Raw genomic sequence first — 17,615 nt, forward strand, 5'->3', positions numbered from 1 at the left:
TCCTATTTGCTTCGTACGACGTCGATGGTCGTGCCACCGGCCGAGCGTGCCTGCACGCTGCGGTCGTACAGCGACTCACCATAGGCCGGTGGCACGATGTAGTGGCCGGCGTTGGTGGCCTTGATGCGATATACGAATTCGCGTACGTCCGTGGTGGCCGTACCGTAGATCACCACGCGATCCTCGCGGATATCGGCGTACTCGGGCTTCCAGGTTGAGCTGGCAAGGCCGATCGGCGCGCGCCAGGCGGCCGGTGCCGGGGTGGCGTCGGCATCGGAACTGCTGTCGTCTTGCGAGGCGTCCGCCGCGGGCGCGGCATCGGCGGGCGGCGGTTCGATCACCGGTTCAAAGCCGCCGGGCAACAGGTCGACGATGGCAAGGTTGCCGATGCCGTCCTTACCGGTGGCGCGGATGCGCACGTGCACGTCCACTTCCTCACCGATGGTGACCTTGTCCAGCGTCTTGCCGTTGGTGTCGGTGTATTCGCGCACCACTTCCAGGCCATCCTTGATCGGTGCGCCGGGTGCCATGCGGTCGAAGCCGGTCTGGCTGGCTGCGTACCACGCTATGCCGTCGCTGTCGTTCACCAGGCGAAGGCGTGGCGAGGCTGCCGACCACGAGCCCTGCAGCACGCTGCCGTTGGCGCTGCCGATCGACTTCACGGCACCGCTGGCGGCCACTTCGTCGATGGTGAGTTTCGACAGGTCACCTGCCGCGTTGGTGGCCCACGCGTCCAGCGCAAGGATGGTCATGGCCGAGGACAGCGTGTTGTAGTGACCCTTGCCAATGGGGCGTACCAGGTTCTCCACCGCCTGGGGCGGCAGCGCCTTGGCGCGGTCCGGGAAGTGCTTGGCCAGGATGTACAGCACCGAGGCGTCGCGGATGACCGAGTCGTAGTAGTAATCGTAGCTATAGGGCTCGTCCGCCGGTGTGCGCGTGAGCTGCTTCAGCGGGCCTGCAATCAGCTGCGCGGCCTGTTTGTCCTGGTGCAGCTGCTGGTAACTTGCCGCCAGCCATGCCGCCGTGACATCGGACTTCCACTGCGGCGCGTACGCCTCCTCCAGGCGCCGCTGCACGGACGCCAGGTAGTTGGTGGTCACCGTGCCCTGGCGGGTCAGCAGGTAAATGGCATAGGCGCGCTGGCGCAGCGACGCCAGCGAATCTTCGCCTTCGTTCGCGGCAATCTGGCGCAAGGCCCCATTGCCGGCATCGAGCATGTCTTGCGGAACCGCCACGCCACGATCACGTGCTTCGAGCAGGTAGTGCACGGCATAGTCGGTGATGAAGCCGTTGGTATCGGGCGTTGCCGCCCACAGGCCAAAGCCGCCCTGCGCGTTCTGCCGCGCATGCAGGGTGTCGAACAGCGCTGCCACGGGGTCCGTGGTGGACACGCTGCCATCGGCGTTGCGTGCCCGCGTCACCTTGCCGAACTCCGGACGCTTGCCAAGGATAAGCGCCGGCATCGCGCTGGAGATCACCTGCTCGGTGCAGTAGTGCTGGAAGTCGACCAGGTACGCGGCAAGGCCCTGTGCCAGCACCACGGGCACCGTGGCGACCGACACGTGCCGCTGGGCGAAGGCGTCATACATCTGGCGCAGGCCCGGCAGGTCGATACGGGCATGGGCATCAATGCGGCCGATGTCCAGCTGCGTGCGCATGGGCGATGCCGGGCGCACCGAGGCATCCACGCTTTGTTTGGCCGACTTGTCGCCATAGCTGGCGGTGAAGGTGAAATTCCCCGAGCCGAGCAGATCGGTGGCCTTCACGCGGAACAGCGCCACGCCCTCGCGCATCTCGCCCAGCGACACCTGCTGGCTGGCCGCGCCCACTACCTGCAGCTGCGGGCCGGTCTTCAGCGCCACGGTCACCGGCACTTCCTTGCCATTTAGCCCCGTGAGGTTGTTGGCCACGCCCACGCTGACCTCCACTTCATCGCCCGGGGCGATGGTGGTGGGCACGTTGGGCGAGAGCACGAAGTCGCCACGCACGGTGGTCGACCCTTCGAAGGTGCCGATGCGGTCGGCGGCAACGCTCACCGCCATCACCCGCAGCTTGCCGTTGAAGTAATCAGGCACCTGGTAGGTGAAGTCGCGGCTGCCATCCACGTCGACGATGCCCGACCAGTACGCCACGGGCTTGTCCCGCTTGCGCTTGAAGGGATTGAGCTGCCGGCCGATGCCGCCGTCGGCGTCGCCGCCCGGAGCCGCCATCGACATCACCTTCTCGAAGTCCGGGATGATGAGGTCGAGGATCTGCGAGGTGTTCACCTCGAGCATGCGCTTGGCGAAGAAGAAGGTGAGCGGGTCGCCCAGCTTGTAGCGGGCCACCTGCAGGATGCCTTCGTCCACCGCGAATACCACCGCCTTGGTCGGCGCGGGCGAGGTCAGATGGAACGTGACCGTCTGGCCTGGCTTCACCAGCGCCGGCGTCTCCACCTTGATGCCATTGCGGCGAGCGTCCAGATTCACCGAGAACGGCACCACGCCGAAGCTCAAAGGGCTCATAAAGATCTCATCCGAGGAAGGATCCCGGATGTACTGCACGTTGATGTAGCCGTTGCCCTCGAAATCCGCGGGCACGGTGATGTGCTGCACGGAGCTGGTGGTATCGGCATGGAACCAGGCGTGCGCGTAGACCTTGTCGCGCTCGATGGTGATCAGGCCGCTGCCGGCATAAGGCGCGCGGATGGCGATGTCCACCGCCTCGCCCGGGGCGTAGTCCTTCTTCGACAGGGTGAGCTGCAACTCCGCGTTGCGCTCGAGCGAGCGCGAGACGTTCGCATCACCCGCCACCGAATACTCAACCCGATTCAGTTCCTTGCCTTCGGCGTTGCGCACGACCAGGGCGAAGTTGCCCGGCTTGCCGGTGGGCAGCGTGACGTCCAGGCCCGTGGCCGGAATCGTCAGCGCCTCTTCGCTTACCGTGGACTCGCGCTTCTTCGACTCGTACTTGAAGACGCCCGAGTCCTGCTTGGTCAGCACGGACACATAGCGCGTCTCGACGATGGCCTTCTTCAGACCCTTGACTTCGGTTTTCTTCGCCGACGGATCGATCGCTACCAGGTTGACGCCGCGTACGGCGTCGCGGGTGACGTATTCGAGATTGTCCACCGCCTTGTAGCCGACGAGGAAATCGTTCGACGACACCATGCTTTGCGTCGCGGCAGCGACGCTGCGGCCCCCCTCGGCCTCGTAGGCCTTGGCGAGGAAATACAGCTGGTAGGTAGCGTCGGCGTACTTGGTGAGGTCCAGCACGAACTCCGCGTGGCCCTTGTCGTCGGTCTTGCCGTCCTGCAGGGATTCCTCGTAGCCCTCCTTGGCCCGGCGGATATCGTAGAAGTGATAGTCGGGATAGGAACGGAACTGCGGGAAGGCCGGGCGCAGGGTGAGCGTGGCTTCCACGCGGCGGTCGGCGGCCGGCGTGCCGAAGAGGTTTTCCACGTCGACCACGGCCTTAAGCTGCGCAGGCTTGACCCAGCCTTCGGCGACGACCTGCGAAAGCTTCGCGGCCACCTTCATGCGGTCGGGCTGGAATTCCTTCACCTGCACGCTGCCGCTGCCGATCTGCGCGCCGGGCTTGCCGTCCTTGGCGATGTAGAGGTTCACCGTCCAGTTGCCGGTGGGCGCGGTTTCGGCCGGGGTGTAGCTCATCTCGGCGAAACCGGCCTCGTTCATCGCCACCGGTTCCTGGCGCACGCTGGTGCCGCGCGGATCCACCACCTCAACAAGCAGCGGGATGCCCGCCACGCTGCGGGTCCAGGTGGCGGCGCGGACGATCAGGCCCATGTGGAAAGTGTCGCCCGGGCGGTAAATGCCCCGGTCGGAGAAAAGATAGGCAGTGAGTTGGCCCTGGCTGCGGGCATTGGGCTCGCCGCCGATGTCGAAACGTGAATAGTCGAGCTTGCGGTCGTAGGCGCCGATCGGCAGGAAGGAAAGATCCTCGCCCGAGCGCACCACGTACATGGTCGGCTTCTTCTCGCGGTCGAAGCCCTTGAGGCTGGCAAAGTGCACCATGCCGTCGGCGGCCGTGGTGCCGGTGAAGAGTTCCTGGCCGTTCTCGGCCACCACCGATACCCGTGCGCCAGGCACGGGCGATCCGGTGCGGATGGACTGCACGAAGACATCCTGGCTGCCGTCGACCGACTGCTTGGCCAGTACGCCCAGGTCCGTGACCACCACCAGGCGTTCGTCGATGATGGAATTGACGTCGGCCGTGCTGTCGCTGCTGGCGTCGCCGTCGCCTTCGGTATCGCCCTCGTTGTCGGCGCCGTCACCATCGGCATTGTCGGCGCTGTCATCACTGGCGGCATGATCGCCCACGGCGCCGTTGGCGGCTTCCTCTTCCGCCTTGGCCTTGGCGGCCTCGGCCTTTTTCTCAGCCTTCTCGTCGTAGCCGGTGAGCTTCAACAGGAACACGCCCTTCTTGCCCGAGGCCAGGTATTTGCCCAGGTCAACGCCCTCGTAGTGAGCCTTGCCAGGATCGCCCGCGGGGAAAGAGGTCTTCTGTTCGAAACGGTCGACGATGTGGTCGGAGGTAAGGCCATACATCTGCGGCTTGGCGTAGGTGCCACCGTTGAGGCTCACCAGGTGCTGCAGCTGATCCGGCAGTACGCGGCCGATCTCCAGCTTCATGCCGGGCATGTTGCGCGATACCACCGACACCCGCTTGGCGCCGGACATCGACAGCAGCGCGCCATCGGCCATGAAGCGAAGCAGGCGCGGGTAGTCGGGCACGGTGACCACCTGGGCCACGGGCTGGCCCAGCACGTAGCCGCCGAAGGAGGTCAGGCCGTTTTCCACGCGCACGTAGATGCGCTGGCCAGGTTCCGCCTTGAAGCGGAAGCTTTGCAGCTCCGCGTAGTCGTTCTCGGTGGGGATGACATCGAGCTTCACCGCGTTGGTGGCCTTGAGCATCTTCTGGTCGACCTGGTCGATCGACCAGTCATCCGGTGGGGCATCCTCGTCGTGTTGGCCGCCCGGCTGGTACTTCGGCAGCACCCAGGCACGCACGCGCCTGGCCAAGTCCGTGTCGCTGACGGCGCCGCCGACGTTGATCACCATCACCTGCTCGGGCTCGAACTTCTCGTTGTCGACCAGGCTCGCCGAGATGTCGTCGATCTTCAGGCTGTAGAGGCCCGGCACCTTGACGTCGGTGGTGAGCTCCTTGTCGGTGCCATCGCCGCCGCGCACGCTGCGCGTGCCCTTGTCCAGCACCAGGCGCACCGCGCTATCGTCGCGCGGCAGGTCCAGTGGCTGCGAATGCACATAGGCATTGAGCTTGCGATCATCGTAGGTGACGGTGAACTTCAGGTCGCCGTCCTTGCCGCCCTTCGCGTTCAGGCGCTGCAATGCCACGTTCTTTTCGAACTGTGCCGGATCCACCGGGTAATTGAAGGCCACCTGCACGATGGTCTTCTTCATGGTCGGGGTTTGTGGGTCCTGGTAGAACTCGCCGCTGGCGATGTGTGCGGTGAACGGCGCGGTATCGAAATCGAAGTGGTCGTCCGCCAGCACGATCTGCGGCGCGAACAGCTTGACCTTGTCCAGGCGCACATCAACGTGCTTACCCACCGGCCAGTCCTCGGCGGGCACGAAGCGAAGGGTGCGGTCGTTGTCCCAGGTCCAGCTGCCTGCGAGCTTCGGCGACATGGCGATGCCGTCGGTCACCGGCTTATGCAGGGCTTCGATCTTCGCCGCGGAACCGGAAAAGCGCACGATCAGCGGGTGGATGGTGATCGGGGTTTCGTCGTACGAGGTAACGGCCGGCGCGGCCACCTGGAAGGTGACGCGATTGGGCTCGACGGGTTTGGGCCGGTTCTGCCACCAGTGCCAGCCGAACCATCCGCCCACCAGCACCACCAGGACAGCGGCGATGGTGCCTGCGAACTTTAGCGGATGGCTGCGTGCCGCGTTACCCGTGGCCGGCACCCAGGCGGGCGCCGACCAGCTCATCTGGCCAAATACCGGCCGCAGGATGAGGGCGAACAACCAGGCCAGGCCGCGCGCCAGGCGCAGCGGGAGGGAAGCAAGAAAACGCAGCAGATCCATGATCGGTCCTGATCGATGCCCAAACGTCATTCGCGGCGCCGCCGCGTCCCAGACGGGTACGCACCCGTCCACCGCGGGCGAAGGCCCACGGCGGTTTGATGCACTACCCAATTCCCCAACCATCCTCGCCGAAAATCATGGCGGGAACAGGGCGGTATTCTGGCATACCGAAACGCAGGGTTGGATGACGCCGGTCAGTTCACCTGCAGCGGCTTGCATACCGCCCTGTAGAAGTCTGTCTGAAGAGGTAGCGGGACTCTGCCGTCCGGGACGGGCATGTCAATTTCGCGATAGCTGAAAAAGGCCAGATAGCTGTTGTCGGCGGTGATCGGGCCGCCGGCTAGGGGGCTGTCCCCTTCAGGGACGCTTCCGGCCGCGATGCCAGCGGTGCCCAGTCGCGTGCCGACGTCCAGCAGGAAGTACCTGACACCTTCTGGATCGGTCTGGTCGTGCACGTACAAGGTGACTTGCGCGTCGGCATCCATGGACCCGTCGGTGGCAACAAAAGCTGGATTGACGACCTTGAAGTCATCAAAGGGACAGTTGGCGTCCACCAGCGGGGCGCTGATGCATTGGTAAGCCTTTTCGAGCTGATCCGGCGCCACACTCAGATGGATCTTTTCGCTGCCGTTCCGGCGCAGTGCCGACGCGCTGACCGAGCAAAGGCCGCGAGCGCGGTGCCACATCCGGGGGATGCCGCTTCCTGGGTGATCCCGACGAGCGACCCATGCTGTCACCCCCGTCCGGGGCCGGGCCGGATAACAGACCTTGTGCGTGTCCGTCTTGAAACGCGCGAAGGCGTCGTTGCGCACGTGGAAGAGACGTTCGAGAAAAAGCTCCGGCGAGGGATTGCCGATGGTTTGGACGGAGGAAAAATCCGGAAGGGCAGTAAGCGACGAGACAGGTGAAGGCATGGACGTACGACGACCTCGCTAAGGGCAGCTTTCGGGGCCGGCGGCGGACCTGGGCCACCGCCGATGGTCCGGCTAATACTGATGCCCGCGGCCGCCCCATGCTTGCACGTTCCATCCATGCGCCTGGGGGATGAAAAGCTGATGGAAAACGCTATCGCGCGGCCGACATCGACAACGCCACCGCCTCAGCCACGCGGATGCCATCGATCGCCGCCGACATGATGCCGCCCGCGTAGCCAGCACCCTCGCCCGCCGGATACAGGCCAGGGGTATTGATGCTCTGCAGGGAGTCATCGTGACGACGGATGCGGATGGGCGAGGACGTGCGCGTTTCCACCCCCGTAAGCACCGCGTCGTACATGGCAAAGCCCCGGATCTGCCGGTCGAAAGCCGGCAGCGCCTCGCGTATGGCCGTGATGGCGTAGTCGGGCAACGCGGTGGCAAGGTCACCCAGGCGGACGCCAGGCTTATACGACGGCTCGACGGACCCGAGCGTCGTGGACGCCACGCCCGCCAGGAAGTCGCCCACCAACTGGCCGGGGGCATCGTAGTTGCCGCCGCCAAGCTCGAACGCACGCGATTCCCAGGCCTGCTGGAATTCAATGCCAGCCAGTGGCCCACCGGGATAGTCTTCCGGTGAAATGCCCACCACGATGCCCGCGTTGGCATTGCGCTCATCGCGCGAATACTGGCTCATGCCGTTGGTGACCACCCTGCCCGGCTCGGACGTTGCCGCGACCACCGTGCCGCCGGGACACATGCAAAAGCTGTAAACCGATCGGCCGTTGCCGGCGTGGTGCACCAGCTTGTAGTCGGCCGCGCCCAGCAGGTCGTTCCCCGCGCTGGGGCCGAAACGCGCGCGGTCAATCAACGACTGCGGGTGCTCGATACGGAACCCAATCGAGAACGGTTTGGCTTCGACGAAGATGCCTCGTTCGTGCAGCATGGCGAAGGTGTCGCGTGCACTGTGCCCGATGGCCAGCACCACATGGTCCGACGCCAGTTCCTCACCCGATTCCAGCCGCACGCCCTGCATGCGGCCGCCCTGCAGCAGCACATCGGTAACCTTCGTGCCGAAGCGGAACTCCCCGCCAAGGGAAATAATGCTGGCCCGCATGCTCTCCATCATCTTCACCAGGCGGAAGGTGCCGATATGCGGTTTGCTCACATAAAGGATTTCCTCCGGCGCTTCGGCCTTGACGAATTCGAGCAGCACCTTGCGGCCGTAGTGCTTCGGATCCTTCACCTGGCTCCACAGCTTTCCGTCGGAAAACGTGCCCGCCCCGCCTTCGCCGAACTGCACGTTGGATTCCGGGGTAAGGGTACGGCCACGCCACAGGCCCCAGGTATCCTTCGTGCGCTCGCGCACGGCCTTGCCGCGCTCGAGCACGATGGGCCGGAAGCCCATCTGGGCAAGCAGCAGCGCGCACATCACGCCGCAAGGCCCGGTCCCGATCACGATCGGGCGGCGATGTTCACCATCGGCCGCATGGGCCACGAACTTGTAGGAGGTGTCCGGCGAGCGATTGACGTGCTGGCCCGCGTGCCGCGCAAGTACAGCATCCTCGTCGGCGATATCCACGTCCACCGTGTACACCAGGGTGATCGCCGACTTCTTGCGCGCGTCGTAGCCGCGCCGGAATACCGTGAAGCCACGCATTTTCGCAGCGTCCGCGCCAAGGCGCTTGCCGATCGCACGCTCGAGGGCGTCGTCGGGATGATCGAGCGGGAGCTGGATGTCGGTAAGGCGAAGCATGGGCGACGGCATGGAGGCTGGCCGGCAAGTCTACCGCCCAGGCCCCCATGGCTTCATCCCTTCAGATCGATCAGGCCCGGCCGACAGCCACCGCCTCGTGCACGGCAGCGGCGAGTTTCGGATCCTTCAGGGCGAAATGAATGGTGGCCTTGACCAGGCCCACCTTGCTGCCGCAATCGAAACGGGTGCCCTCGAAGCGGTGCGCCAGGACCTTGCCGTCGCCCTTGAGCAGGCGGTCGATGGCGTCGGTCAGCTGGATCTCGCCGCCCGCTCCCGGGGTGGTTTCTTCCAGCAACTGGAAGATGCGGCCGGGCAGCACGTAGCGGCCGACCACGGCCAGATTCGACGGCGCGTCGGCGGGCTTGGGCTTTTCCACCATGTGGTGGATGCGAGCGCTGCGGCCCTTCGCTTCGTCGGTGGCGACGATGCCGTACTTGTCGGTGTCCTCGTGGGGCACTTCTTCCACGGCGATCACGCCGGCGTCCTCGTCGTGGGCCACCTTGGCCATCTGGCGCAAGGCGCCGGGCCCTTCGTTCCAGATCAGGTCGTCGGGCAAGATCACGCCGAAGGGTTCGTCGTTGCCCACCACGGGCTTGGCCATCAGCACCGCATGGCCCAGGCCCAGTGCTTCAGGCTGGGTCACGAACACGCAGCGCACATGCTTTGGCAAAACCGTCTGCACCAGGGCCAGCAGCTCGTCCTTGCGCTTCTCCGCGAGCTTGGCTTCCAGCTCGTACGCCTTGTCGAAGTAATCGGCGATGGCGTGCTTGTAGCGGTTGGTGACGAAGATCAGGGTGTCGGCGCCGGCATCCACCGCCTCGTCCACCGCGTACTGGATCAGCGGGCGATCGAGCACCGGCAGCATTTCCTTGGCCACCACCTTGGTGGCGGGCAGGAAGCGCGTGCCGAGCCCGGCAACGGGGAAAACGACTTTGCGCAGCGGTTTGGTCATGCTTGCTCTCCGTGATCGGTCGCGCGCAACGGTACGACGTTGTCCGTTAGCACGGCGTCGTTCCATCGAAAGGAAGGCAACAGTGCGGCAATCGACCGTTGCAGGGCCTCGTCGTCGAAATCGGCAGCAGCATCGCGCGCACGCGCCAACTGTGCCTGCAGCAGCTCCCACGATACCTGGCGATGCTGGGCCAGGAAGATCTTCGCGTGCGCCGTGCCGGTGTAATTCTCCAGGGGATGAAATAACTCCTCGAAGAGCTTCTCGCCCGGGCGCAGGCCGGTGTACACGATGGGAATCTCGGTGCCCGGCTTCTTGCCGACCAGGCGGATCATCTGTTCGGCGAGGTCCCGGATCTTCACCGGATCGCCCATGTCCAGGGCGAAGATCTCGCCGCCCTTGCCCAGGCTCGCCGCCTGCAGGATCAGCTGGCAGGCTTCCGGGATGGTCATGAAGTAGCGGGAGATCTCCGGATGGGTGATGGTGACCGGACCGCCCTGCTGGATCTGCTGGCGGAACAGCGGCACCACGGAACCAGCCGAATCAAGCACATTGCCGAAACGCACGGTGATGAAGCGCGTGCGCACCTGCGCTGAAAGATTCTGGCACCAGATCTCGGCCAGGCGCTTGCAGGCACCCATCACCGAAGTCGGGTTCACCGCCTTATCGGTGGAGATCAGGACAAAGCATTCCACCCCGGCCGCCACCGATGCTTCCGAGACGATGCGTGTTCCCAGCACATTGTTGCGGAAGGCCTCGCGCAGCTGTCCCTGCAGCATCGGCACATGCTTGTAGGCTGCGGCATGGAAGGCCACATGCGGATGCACCCGGGCGAACACGCGGTTGATCGCCACTTCATCGCGTACGTCAGCAAGCACGCCTTCGAAGATGAGTTCCGGATAGACGGCGGTGAGTTCTTGCCCGATGCGATAGAGGTTGTACTCGGACTGATCCACCACCGTCAGCGACTGCGCTCCCAGCCGCGCGACTTGCCGGCAAAGTTCCGAGCCGATGGAGCCGCCGCCACCGGTGACCAGGACACGCCGGCCGGAAAGGCTTTCGCGGATGGCCGTCCAGTCCAGTTCCACCGTGTCGCGGCCGAGGAGGTCCTCGATCGCCACTTCCTTGATCTCGTTGAACTGCGCGCGGCCGGCGACCACGTCTTCAAGACGCGGCACGGTGCGGAACGGCAACCCGGTTTCCTCGCAAAGGGCCACCACGTTGCGCATCTCCGAGGTGGTAGCCCCGGGCAAGGCGATCAGCAGCATCTGCACGGCGATCTCGCGGGCCAGTTCCGGCAGCTGGTCGATGCGGCCAAGCACCGGCATGCCATTGATACGGGCGCCGCGGAGCGCGGGGTTGTCGTCGACGAAGCCGATTACCGAGTAACGGCTGTCACGGCGCAGGTCGCGTGCCAGTGCCTCGCCGGCACGCCCGGCACCCACCACCAGCACGCGCCGCGTGGGCATCGACTGGAAAAGGTCCAGCCGACTGTCCTTCCAGAAGCGATACGTGAGCCGGGGCACGCCCAGCAGCACCGACAGCACCACCGGGTAAACCAGCAGCACCGAACGGGGCACGCCTTCAAGGCGGCCGTAGAGGAACATGGCAAGGCCGATCGCCAGGGCGCCCAGGCACGCGGCACGCAGGATGTTCCACAGGTCCGGCAGGCTGGCAAAGCGCCACACGCCCTTGTAGAGGCCGGTCCAGGTGAAGATGGCGCCCTGCACCAGCAGCACCACGGGGAACTCCAGCGGGAGGTATTCCACCGCCGATTGTTCGGGCATGAGTGCGTAGCGCAGGGATTTGGCGATCCACCAGGCGAGCGCGGCCATGCCAAGGTCGTGGGTGACGACCGCCGAGCGCGGATGAATGATGCCAATGAGCTTGCGCAGGAACATGCGTGGGGAAATTTTTGGTGATCTGGAAATCATATAAGGCATCTGTCACATATGTGCGACAGCGGTTCCTTCTGTTCAGCCATGAGCCACGGAGCGCCGGATGGCCCTCTTGCCCGCCACCCAGGCCACCATGGCCAGGCCGTAGCCGATCACGCAGCATAGCGGGGCAAGGCTGGGCCAGGCCATCGCGGCCGCGGCAAGCGGGGCCACCACGCACAGGTTCCACGCCAGGTAGTAGCCGCCGACGCGGGAGTGCCCGTGGCCGCGCCTGACCAGCCACTGGTAGAGGTGTTCGCGGTGGGCGCTGTACCAGCGCCGTCCCCCGCGCATCCGTGAAAGCAGGGTGAGCGTGGCATCGACCGCGACGCTGCTGGACAGCAGCAAGGCCGCCCACAACGCGGACGCATCGATCAGCCAGATCAGGGCGGTCAGCGCGAACACGATGAAACCCACCGCCCCGCTGCCGACATCGCCCATGAAGATCCGCGCCGGCGAACGGTTGAACCACCAGAATCCCAGCGCGGCCATCGAAAATGCACCTCCGGCGGCGAGCAGCACCAGCGAGCCGATACCGGCCGCGATACAGGCGATACCCACGCCGACGAAGATGCACTGCTGGGCCAGCAAGCCGTCGATGCCGTCGATGAAGTTGTGCAGGTTGATCGACCAGGTGCCGGCCAGCACCAGCAACGGCCACCACCACCATGCCAATCCGTCGTTGCACACCGCAGCGGCAAAGACCGCGCAGGCAGCCAGCTGTACCAACAACCTCGGCCGCACGGGGAGATCGCCGTGGTCGTCGAGCCAGCCGATCAAGGCCACGCCAAGGGTGCCGGCCACGAGCGCCGCCAGCAACGGCCACGGCAGCGATCCGGGCAATAGCAGCAGCATCGCCAGCACCCAGGCCACGACAATTCCCAAGCCGCCACCCCGCGCCGTCGGCACGGTATGCGAACGCCGCTGCCCAGGCTGGTCGAGCATGCCGCGCCGGTGGGCGTACGCGATGCATCCGCGCACCACGACGAACGCGACGACGAGCGTCGCGATCATGGTCCAGGCGATCACTGGCATGCCGCGCTCACTCGTTGGCCACGCCGTGGATCGGGCGCACCGTGCCCCAACTCTTGCAACCCGGGCATTGCCAATGGTGCGCCTTGGCACCGAATCCGCAACGGCTGCACCGGTACATCGCCTGCCCTTCGATCAGCTTGCGGGTGAGGTCGCGCAGGATCAGGTAGTTCTCGCGTGCCTCACCGGACACCTTGTCCATGGTGGCGTCGATCAAGGCCATCAGGCCACGTACCGATGGACGCTTACGCAACTGCCCGGTAAGGAAGTCGATGGCCGTGCGTTCGCCATCGCGCCCTTCGTAAAGCCGGGTAAGCGCCAGCACCGGCGAGATGCCGTGGTAGCGCTCCATGATCTGCCGCAGGAAGGATTCGGCTCGTTCCATCTGCTGCGAACGCGCGTAGCAGTTCAACAGCGGCGGCAGGATCTCCGGCACGAACGCGATATCGGCATCCACGGCATTTTCGTAGGCGTCCACCGCACCGGCGTAGTCGTCGCTCTCGGCCAGAAGCCGTCCGGTAAGCATGTGCGCACGCACGCAATCGGCCTGGCAGCGGAAGGCTTCGGCAAGGTACTCGCTGGCCTCCACCCGCGCGCCGTGCGAGCGGGACTGCTCGGCCAGTTCGCAGTAGAACTGAGCGATCATCGGCAATTCGTCCTCGCCGGTCATGGTTTCCAGGCGTCGGGCGTGATCGATCGCCTTATGCCACTCGCGCTCGTGCTGGTAGATCGCCACCAGGTGCCGAAGCGCCGACGGCGCAAGAGCATCCATGGCGACAAGATCCGAGAACAGAGTTTCGGCGCGGTCAAGCAGCCCGGCACGCATGTAGTCCTCACCCAGCTCAAGCAAGGCAACCGTCTTGGTTTCCTCGCTCAGGCCCGGACGTGACACCAGGTGCTGATGCAGGCGGATAGCACGATCCACCTCGCCACGCTTGCGAAACAAGTTGCCCAGCGCCAGGTGCGTCTCCACCGTGTCGCGGTTGTACTCGGCCAGGCGCAGAAACACTTCAAGCGCCTTGTCCTGCTCTTCGTTCAAGAGGTAGTTCAGCCCCTTGAAATAATCGCTGGAAAGTTCGTTGACGCGCGCACCCGATCGCCGCGCACTGGTGCGCCGCGCCAGGTACCAACCGCTGTAGAAGGCTGCCGGAGGAACCAGCGCCAAAAGCCAGATGGCATTCATGCGTCGGCCGCGCGAGCCACCTTCGCTTGCCGGCGGCGCTGTCGGCGATCACCCATACGCGTACCCAGCCAGGCAGTAAGCCCACCAAGCACCCAGCCAACCAGCAAGGCAACCAGCAACGCCGCACCCTTGGGCAGGCTCACCCGCGCAAAGCCAAGGTCGTATGGAACGGCATCAGCATTGAGGGCACCAAGCACAATGCCGGCGGCGAGAAAAAGCAGAAGGACGATCAGGGCGAGGATTCGCATCAGCCAACTTTAGCGCAAAACGACGCTCGCCTTCGGCATTGCCGTGTGGGGCGGGGCTCGGACGTGTCGCAGGAGCCGGGTGGCGTTACCCTCGTCGCTCCGGTTACACCGGCGCTTGGGAGAAGAGGCCGCTGCGCGGCTTTGTCTGATGGCTGCGCCCCGGCGCGCCCGCGTTGCGGGCGGGGGGTTTCGAGGCGGCCTGCGGCCTTCGCGAAAACGGCCGACCAAGCCGGCCCCCTGCGGGCCTGATCCGCCCACAACGCTCGGTTCCACAAGTCGCTGACGAGGGCAACGCCCCCGGCTCTGGACACATCCGAGCCGAATGTGGGGAAAGCGTTCGGGCGTGGCGGGCAGAGCGGCCGGGGCCCAGCGGCGGCGCTCCGTGCGAAGGCGAAGGGCTTCGGTCGGATTAGGCCCGCAGGGGGCCGGCCATGGATGGCCGGCCGTTTTCGCTGAGCCATGGATGGCGAATCGAAAACCCCCGGCCGAAGCCCGTCCCGATGGGAGCGCAGCTCCCGAGGGTCGCCGCAGCCCGGTACGCCGCCGCTGGGCCCCGGCCGCTCTGCCCGCCACGCCCGAGCGCCCCGCGACAGGCAAAAAAAAGCCGCGCAGTGCGCGGCTTTGAGTCTTAGGCCTGGACGTCGTCGACGAGGTTTACTCGTTCACGAAGTTCTTTGCCGGGCTTGAAGTGTGGTACGTGCTTGCCGGGCAAGGCTACCGCTTCGCCCGTCTTGGGGTTGCGGCCCATGCGCGGTGGGCGGAAATGTAGGGCAAAGCTGCCGAAGCCGCGGATCTCGATCCGCTCGCCCGATGACAGTGCCTGGCTCATCTGCTCGAGCACGCTCTTCACTGCCATCTCCACGTCGCCGAAGGCAAGGTGGGTCTGGCGCCGTGCAAGCGCCTCGATCAATTCGGATTTCGTCATGGTTCCCCAGGATTCCCTGACTGGCTGCGTGCAACGTTAGCAGGTCGCGGGACGACCGTGAGGCCGTCCCGCTTCCCGATGACGCTTTAGTCGGCCTTGTTGAACTGCTCCTTGAGCAGCGCGCCGAGCTTGGTCGTGCCACCGGCAGCCGAGCCGTAATCGGCCATGGCGTCGGCGACGTCTTCCTCGTCCTTGGCGCGGATCGACAGCTGCAGCTGGCGGCCCTTGCGGTCCATGCCGGTGAACTTGGCCTCGACCGCATCGCCCACCTTCAGGTGCTGGGTAGCGTCGTCGATGCGCTCCTTGGCGATGTCGTTGGCGCGGAGGTAACCCTCGACGCCCTCGCCCAGGTCGATCACCGCACCCTTGGCGTCCACTTCCTTCACGGTACCGTTAAGGATGGTGCCGCGCGGGTTGGTGGCCATGAACTGGCCGAACGGATCCTGCTCCATCTGCTTGATGCCGAGCGAGATGCGCTCGCGCTCTGGATCGACCGCAAGCACCACGGCCTCGACTTCGTCGCCCTTCTTGAAGTTGCGGACGAGGTCTTCACCCGACACCTGCCAGGAGATGTCCGACAGGTGCACCAGGCCATCGATACCGCCTTCCAGGCCGATGAAGATGCCGAAGTCGGTGATCGACTTGATCTGGCCGGAAACCTTGTCGCCCTTCTTGTGCATGGCGGCGAAAGCTTCCCACGGGTTGGAACGGGTCTGCTTGATACCCAGCGAGATGCGGCGACGCTCTTCATCGACGTCCAGCACCATCACTTCGGTTTCGTCACCGACCTGCACGACCTTGGCCGGGTTGACGTTCTTGTTGGTCCAGTCCATTTCCGAAACGTGCACCAGGCCTTCGACGCCCGGCTCGATCTCGACGAAACAGCCGTAATCGGTGACGTTGGAGACCTTGCCGAACAGGCGGCTGCCGACCGGGTAGCGGCGGGCAATGGCGACCCACGGGTCGTCGCCCAGCTGCTTCAGGCCCAGCGAAACGCGGTTGCGCTCGCGGTCGTACTTGAGCACGCGGACGTCCAGCTCGTCGCCGACGTTGACCACTTCGGACGGATGGCGCACGCGCTTCCAGGCCATGTCGGTGATGTGCAGCAGGCCATCGATACCGCCGAGGTCGACGAATGCGCCGTAGTCGGTGAGGTTCTTGACCACGCCCTTGACCACTGCACCCTCGGTGAGGCGCTCAAGCAGCTTCTCGCGCTCTTCGGAGAACTCGGTCTCGACGACGGCGCGGCGGCTGACCACAACGTTGTTGCGCTTGCGGTCGAGCTTGATGATCTTGAACTCGAGGTCCTTGCCTTCCAGGTAAACCGGATCGCGGACCGGGCGCACGTCGACCAGCGAGCCCGGCAGGAATGCGCGGACGTCCTTGATGTCGACAGTGAAACCACCCTTGACCTTGCCGGAGATCTTGCCGGTGATGGTCTCTTCCTTCTCGAAAGCCTGCTCGAGGTCGTCCCACACCATCGAACGCTTGGCCTTCTCACGCGAGAGCTTGGTCTCGCCGAAGCCGTCTTCGAGCGCGTCAAGGGCAACCTTGACCTCATCGCCCACTTCCACTTCCAACACGCCCTGCTCATCGCGGAACTGCTCGATGGGGACGATGCCTTCGCTCTTGAGGCCGGCGTTGATCACGACGACGTCGTTACGGATCTCGACCACGATGCCGGTGACGATGGCACCAGGCTTCAGCTTGGAAATGGCCTGCTGGCTCTGTTCAAACAGTTCGGCGAAACTTTCAGTCATGTGGATTCCAGGGTTGTACGAGGTCGGGCCCGCCACGGTTTTGATGCGTGGATGAGGCTTGCGACCCACCGGTCATGGGCGGCTGGGAGTTGTTTAAAGTCCCCGGCCACCGTTGGCTAAACCCATGCCGCGGCATGGGCGTTGATGCCACCGTTCGTTCCCGCTAGGGACGGACGATGGCGAATACTTTTGCTACGACGGTGTCGATGGACAGGCCCGTGGTGTCGATGGTGATGGCATCATCGGCGGCCCGGAGCGGCGCCACGGCGCGGGAAGCATCGCGCTCGTCGCGCGCTTCGATCTCGCGTAACAGATTGGCAAGTGTAACGCCCAGCCCCTTATCCTTCAACTGCTTATAGCGTCTTTTCGCCCTTTCGGCCGCGGAAGCCGTAAGAAATACCTTAAACGCAGCTTCCGGGAAGATGACGGTGCCCATATCCCGGCCGTCGGCCACTAGTCCCGGCGCCTTGCGGAACCCCAGCTGCAGCTGTACCAGGGCCTGGCGGACCGCCGGGATGGCGGCAATCGCCGAGGCGGCGGCGCCGGCGGTTTCGGTGCGAAGTTCGTCCGTGGCGTCATGCCCGTTCACCATGACCCGGGCAGGGTGGCCCTTGCCCGCGGCGACGAAACGGATCCGGGTGGTTTCCGCGCAGCGGGCGATGGCCTCGGCGTCGGAGAGGTCCAGGCCCTCGGCCCCGGCGGCGTAGCCGACCGCCCGGTAGAGGGCGCCTGAATCAAGCAGGTGCCAGCCCAGCTGTTCAGCCACCAGGGCGCTGATGGTGCCCTTGCCCGAGCCTGAAGGACCGTCGATCGTGAGTACGGGGACGGTCTTGGCAGTGGACATGGCAACCTTCGGCGGATATC

Annotated in this window: 11 protein-coding genes; all 11 read right to left on the reverse strand. The window is 65.1% G+C overall.

Translation table 11 applies throughout. The annotated features are described in order from the left end of the window. Positions 1-2: 2 nt before the first annotated feature. Positions 3-6,047 (reverse strand): alpha-2-macroglobulin, encoded by a 6,045-nt coding sequence (locus NDK18_RS01965; RefSeq protein WP_250626957.1) that lies wholly within the window; start codon positions 6,045-6,047, stop codon positions 3-5. Positions 6,048-6,241: 194 nt separating this feature from the next. Further along, positions 6,242-6,961 carry a hypothetical protein gene (locus NDK18_RS01970; RefSeq protein ID WP_250626958.1) on the reverse strand — a complete coding sequence of 240 codons (720 nt, stop codon included), beginning with the start codon at positions 6,959-6,961 and terminating at the stop codon, positions 6,242-6,244. Positions 6,962-7,112: 151 nt separating this feature from the next. Continuing rightward, positions 7,113-8,717 carry an NAD(P)/FAD-dependent oxidoreductase gene (locus NDK18_RS01975; protein WP_250627642.1) on the reverse strand — a complete coding sequence of 535 codons (1,605 nt, stop codon included), beginning with the start codon at positions 8,715-8,717 and terminating at the stop codon, positions 7,113-7,115. A 70-nt stretch (positions 8,718-8,787) separates the two neighbouring features. After that, entirely contained in the window at positions 8,788-9,669 is an 882-nt protein-coding gene (galU, locus tag NDK18_RS01980) for a UTP--glucose-1-phosphate uridylyltransferase GalU (RefSeq protein ID WP_250626959.1), read from the reverse strand. Next, positions 9,666-11,567: a nucleoside-diphosphate sugar epimerase/dehydratase gene (locus NDK18_RS01985; protein ID WP_250622783.1), complete on the reverse strand. Its 1,902-nt coding sequence runs from the start codon at positions 11,565-11,567 to the stop codon at positions 9,666-9,668. The genes galU and NDK18_RS01985 overlap by 4 nt, the downstream gene beginning before the upstream one ends. Positions 11,568-11,642: 75 nt before the next feature. Next, positions 11,643-12,638, reverse strand: a complete 996-nt coding sequence (locus NDK18_RS01990) for an MraY family glycosyltransferase (protein WP_250626960.1) — start codon at positions 12,636-12,638, stop codon at positions 11,643-11,645. Positions 12,639-12,645: 7 nt separating this feature from the next. Then, positions 12,646-13,818: a lipopolysaccharide assembly protein LapB gene (gene lapB / locus NDK18_RS01995; RefSeq protein WP_250622781.1), complete on the reverse strand. Its 1,173-nt coding sequence runs from the start codon at positions 13,816-13,818 to the stop codon at positions 12,646-12,648. Next, complete coding sequence (locus NDK18_RS02000; protein WP_250622780.1) at positions 13,815-14,066, reverse strand: LapA family protein; 252 nt, start codon at positions 14,064-14,066, stop codon at positions 13,815-13,817. The genes lapB and NDK18_RS02000 overlap by 4 nt, the downstream gene beginning before the upstream one ends. 628 nt (positions 14,067-14,694) lie before the next feature. Beyond that, positions 14,695-14,991 carry an integration host factor subunit beta gene (locus NDK18_RS02005; protein WP_250622779.1) on the reverse strand — a complete coding sequence of 99 codons (297 nt, stop codon included), beginning with the start codon at positions 14,989-14,991 and terminating at the stop codon, positions 14,695-14,697. A gap of 86 nt (positions 14,992-15,077) precedes the next feature. Continuing rightward, positions 15,078-16,751, reverse strand: a complete 1,674-nt coding sequence (gene rpsA, locus NDK18_RS02010; protein ID WP_250622778.1) for a 30S ribosomal protein S1 — start codon at positions 16,749-16,751, stop codon at positions 15,078-15,080. A gap of 163 nt (positions 16,752-16,914) precedes the next feature. Then, on the reverse strand, positions 16,915-17,595 hold the full coding sequence (gene cmk, locus NDK18_RS02015) for a (d)CMP kinase (protein ID WP_250622777.1): 681 nt from the start codon (positions 17,593-17,595) through the stop codon (positions 16,915-16,917). Between the last annotated feature and the right edge of the window lie 20 nt (positions 17,596-17,615).

It is taken from the genome of Pinirhizobacter soli (assembly GCF_015905305.1).
Taxonomy (GTDB): domain Bacteria; phylum Pseudomonadota; class Gammaproteobacteria; order Xanthomonadales; family Rhodanobacteraceae; genus Pinirhizobacter; species Pinirhizobacter soli.